The organism is Megasphaera sp. DJF_B143, assembly GCF_900320625.1.
In the GTDB taxonomy this organism is placed as follows: Bacteria; Bacillota; Negativicutes; order Veillonellales; family Megasphaeraceae; genus Megasphaera; species Megasphaera hexanoica.
Map to the genome: position 1 here is coordinate 1 of NZ_ONTA01000226.1, position 3,629 is coordinate 3,629.

3 protein-coding genes and 1 pseudogene are annotated in these 3,629 nt (G+C 49.9%); all 4 read right to left on the reverse strand.

Features of this window, described 5'->3' with window-relative positions:
* Positions 1–461 (reverse strand): annotated as a pseudogene (locus tag DBO31_RS06805) (hypothetical protein); the annotation flags it as partial.
* 16 nt (positions 462–477) lie between these two features.
* Positions 478–1,614: a hypothetical protein gene (locus DBO31_RS06810; protein ID WP_075581989.1), complete on the reverse strand. Its 1,137-nt coding sequence runs from the start codon at positions 1,612–1,614 to the stop codon at positions 478–480.
* Between the two features lie 225 nt (positions 1,615–1,839).
* A complete protein-coding gene (locus tag DBO31_RS06815) occupies positions 1,840–2,526 on the reverse strand; it encodes a TVP38/TMEM64 family protein (RefSeq protein WP_059076726.1) in 687 nt (228 codons plus the stop codon).
* A gap of 195 nt (positions 2,527–2,721) precedes the next feature.
* Entirely contained in the window at positions 2,722–3,519 is a 798-nt protein-coding gene (gene truA, locus DBO31_RS06820) for a tRNA pseudouridine(38-40) synthase TruA (protein WP_113855432.1), read from the reverse strand.
* Positions 3,520–3,629: the final 110 nt, after the last annotated feature.

Below are 3,629 nucleotides of genomic sequence, written 5' to 3' on the forward strand. Positions count from 1 at the left end.
CCCTGAACCGTATCCATGGAAGCGGCAGGACCTGTACCAGAATAGGTAAGGCCTGTCGTTTCCAAAGCCATCGTACTATCCAGATAGACCGCTTTTCCCGATGTATGATACACCTGGGACTTGGTATTGCCTTCTATCGTATTGGCATGGATTTCATCCATGCCCCGCATGACGTCCACATTGCCACGACCTGCAACGAATCCGTCATTGCCGCGGACCAGGAGTTTGTCTGCCGTCATATGGACAGGCTGCTGAGGCAGGACTACATCATGGGCAGCCGAAGCTTCATCCAGATTGACGGCCTGCACGCCGCCCGCTGTCGTCCGGGCTACCGGTAATACGTCTTCCCTATGATTTTTTATTGTAATGCTGCTCTTGTCAGCCGGAACGTCCTGGGCAGAAATCTGCAAAGAAAGAGGCAGTAATGCCGAAAGGACAGCCACTGTCAAACGTTTATTCATCTATGTCACCTGTCAGTTATTCATTAGTCGGTGTAATCGTCACAGTAGACTGGATATCGTCGGAGTCTGCCGCATCATCGTGTTCCAGCGGCACAGGAGTCACCGCTTCCGCCTGTTTTAATTCCGCTGTTGTCGTGTCTGTCGCCGGGTTTTCATCCGGTACGGTACGGCTTACAGAAGAAGACGGTACAGCGACGCCGCTGGCTGCCATATCCGCCGTAGCCGTATCTGTTTTTTCCCCATCCTGGCGGAATCCGACCACATCCGTATTCGCCTTCGTTTCTGCATACATGACCGTACCCGCAGGAATATCGACATCATTTCCCTTGACAAAAAGCCCGCCTACCAGGCCGACCGGTCCGAGGATGATAGCACCCGCTGCCGATGCTCCGACAGCCCCGGCAGTACGTTTATACTGTTCTTTCGTCTTTTCTCCCACAGTCAGTTCCACCGGGGTTCCATCGGCAGCCCGTACCGTATGATACGAAATTTCTATTTTTCCATCGCGGCCGAACCGTCCAGCCTTGCGTGCCTTGCTGACTGTCGCGTCTGTTTCCATTCCCCGGGGAATGGCCACGACATCTCCCACCTGAACGTCTTCAGCTACAATGAACCGTACCGTATCGCCTTCCGTCAGTGTCTTGGACTGGATGGGATCCATATTTTTCATCGTAACAATTGTTCCGGCCGGAACCGATACGGTTTCCGAGGTGAATTTCTTATTTCCCAGAAGGCTCGTCCGCAATGCATGGACACGCCCGGAAAGAGATCCCGTAGCCGCTTTGCCGTCCAGACCTTCTTCTAATTCGGAAACGCGGCTTACCAGTGGTTCTTCCGTGATTTTGCCGGAATACTGCCACTGCATCATATTGACAGCTGCCAAAAGTGATAAATCAGAACCTGAATTTCCGTATACATCGGTATATAAGGAATCAGTCCGGCTCTGGACACTGCCAGAAAGTCCGGCTTGTCCATTCAATGTCTTATCCAGTGCCCGGATCCGGTCGTTGAGTGACCCGCTCTGCGGAGCACCATATACAGTCGTTTCTACCTTTTCGGCTTTTTCCAGAATTGTATAGTCGGCCGCACCGGCAGCCATCGTACCGCATACTGCCAGGACAGCCAGTAAGCAGGCCGCTTTCTTTCTCCACATGCTGCATCCCTCCATTATATGTCACATACATCGTATGCCATAGCATTCGTATAAAATTTTTTGTCTATTCTATATAATTATATCGGTTTCATATGTAAAAAGCAACACTAGCAGTAATAATAACCTGCGTGTCCATCCTGCCGTCAGGAACATCGAAGTAACAAAAAAAGCATCGCATTCCGGTCCCGGCCACAATGCGATGCCTCGTTTACTTTTTCCTGCCTTCTACGCCCGGCGTTTGTTTGCCTGTTTTTTACGCCACCATAAAAATCCATAAATGGCGACGACAATAACCGTCAGAACGAGCAGTCGTTCCCAATGTTCATTAATCCGCAGTAAGTCGTGGCCAAACCACACTTCGACAACGACCGCCGGAATTTTTCCAATGGCATTGGCAATAAAATGATCCCTGTAGGAAATATGGCTCAAAGCACTGAACGCCGTCACTACTACATTGGGAGAATACGGGATAGCCCGTCCCAGCATGATGGTACGTATACAGCTGTAAGAGTCCAGTTTTTCCAGCTTATTGCTGCGCTGAATCACTTTTTTTGCCTGATTCCTCAGCAGCGTCCGCGTCAGCCGGAAACTCACTTCAATTCCCAGTACTTCACCGATCCAGGAAATAATAATCCCCGGCACCAGTCCGAAAATAACGCCATTTACCGTCAGAAAGGGAATAGACGGAATAGCCAGCGCATTGGCAAATACAATCATGAATACACTGACCAGAATGGCACTATAGCCAAAAGACGCAATATAATCGGTCAGGCCATCCAGATCGCCTTCCACAGTCAGCCGCCACATGGTCGAATAAAAATCTGGCAGAAACCACTGGATGGACCACAGGAACAGAATTACCGCCAATACGCCGATAATCCGTACAGTCCAGCCTATTGTCTTATCAGTCATATGGATACTATCCTCTTTTTACCCTTTGCAATAACCTTAAAAAGGCTGCCTTGACAGACAAGGCAGACACCTTCTTTTGTACGACTGTATCATCCGTTGTCTGCATAATACAGCAGACGTTCAGCACCATGACAATACAGACTAAATAATATTATACCATAGTTTCCACCGTTACGATAGGGTAAATATACGTTTTCACCGTGCCAGCCAATGGCCGGCACGCAGATCATCAAGGCACTGATGTAAACGCCGTTCATCATAAAACACTTCTTCCAGGCACAAGCCCTGGGCAGGTGCCGTAGCCCCCAGCTGATTTCTATCCCTGCTTTCCAATATTTCCCGAAAGCGTACAGGCGTCAGCCGGTGAAGTCCTAAATCAACCAGTCCGCCGGCAATATTGCGTACCATATGATAGAGGAATCCGTCACCCAGGACATCTATATGGACGATGGCCCCCTCTTTTTCCACAAGGACAGCATACATGGTTTTTACGGGATTCATAGGCGTCGTATTTTTTCCCTCGAAAGCTGAGAAATCGTGAGTTCCCAGCAGTATTTCTGCCCCCTGGCGCATAGCGTCCAGATCAAGGGCGTTGCGGATGAACCAGGCGTAGCGGAGGCGGAACGGATCGTGTATACGGCTGTTGACAACCGTATACCGGTAATGTTTGCCTACGTTATCATGGCGCACACTGAAGTGTTCCGGCATTTCCCTGGCCGAAAGGACGGCAATTTGAAGAGGCAGATACCCTTTCATGGCATAAGGGATCTTTTCTACGGGAATCGTTCCTTCGCCATAAAAATTGACAACCTGCCCCCGGGCATGTACGCCCGCATCAGTACGGGCCGCGCCATACACCGTAATAGGAGAAGAAAAAATCTGCGATAATCCCTGTTCCAGATGCCATTGTATGGAAGAGGCATTCGTCTGGCGCTGAAAACCGTGAAAGTCCGTGCCATCATAGGCGACGATGAGACAGATGTTTTTTTTCATACAAACCACCGCATAACCACTAAAACAGCTGTCAGACCTATCACTATGACCATGGCAATGCTGTCGCGGAAGGTATATGCCAGTTCGTGCATACGCGTCCGCCCTTCCCC

Coding starts and splice junctions, on each gene's coding strand:
- DBO31_RS06810 (WP_075581989.1), bottom strand. CDS start 1,614: ATGTGGAGAAAGAAAGCGGCCTGCTTACTGGCTGTCCTGGCAGTATGC.
- DBO31_RS06815 (WP_059076726.1), bottom strand. CDS start 2,526: ATGACTGATAAGACAATAGGCTGGACTGTACGGATTATCGGCGTATTG.
- truA (WP_113855432.1), bottom strand. CDS start 3,519: ATGAAAAAAAACATCTGTCTCATCGTCGCCTATGATGGCACGGACTTT.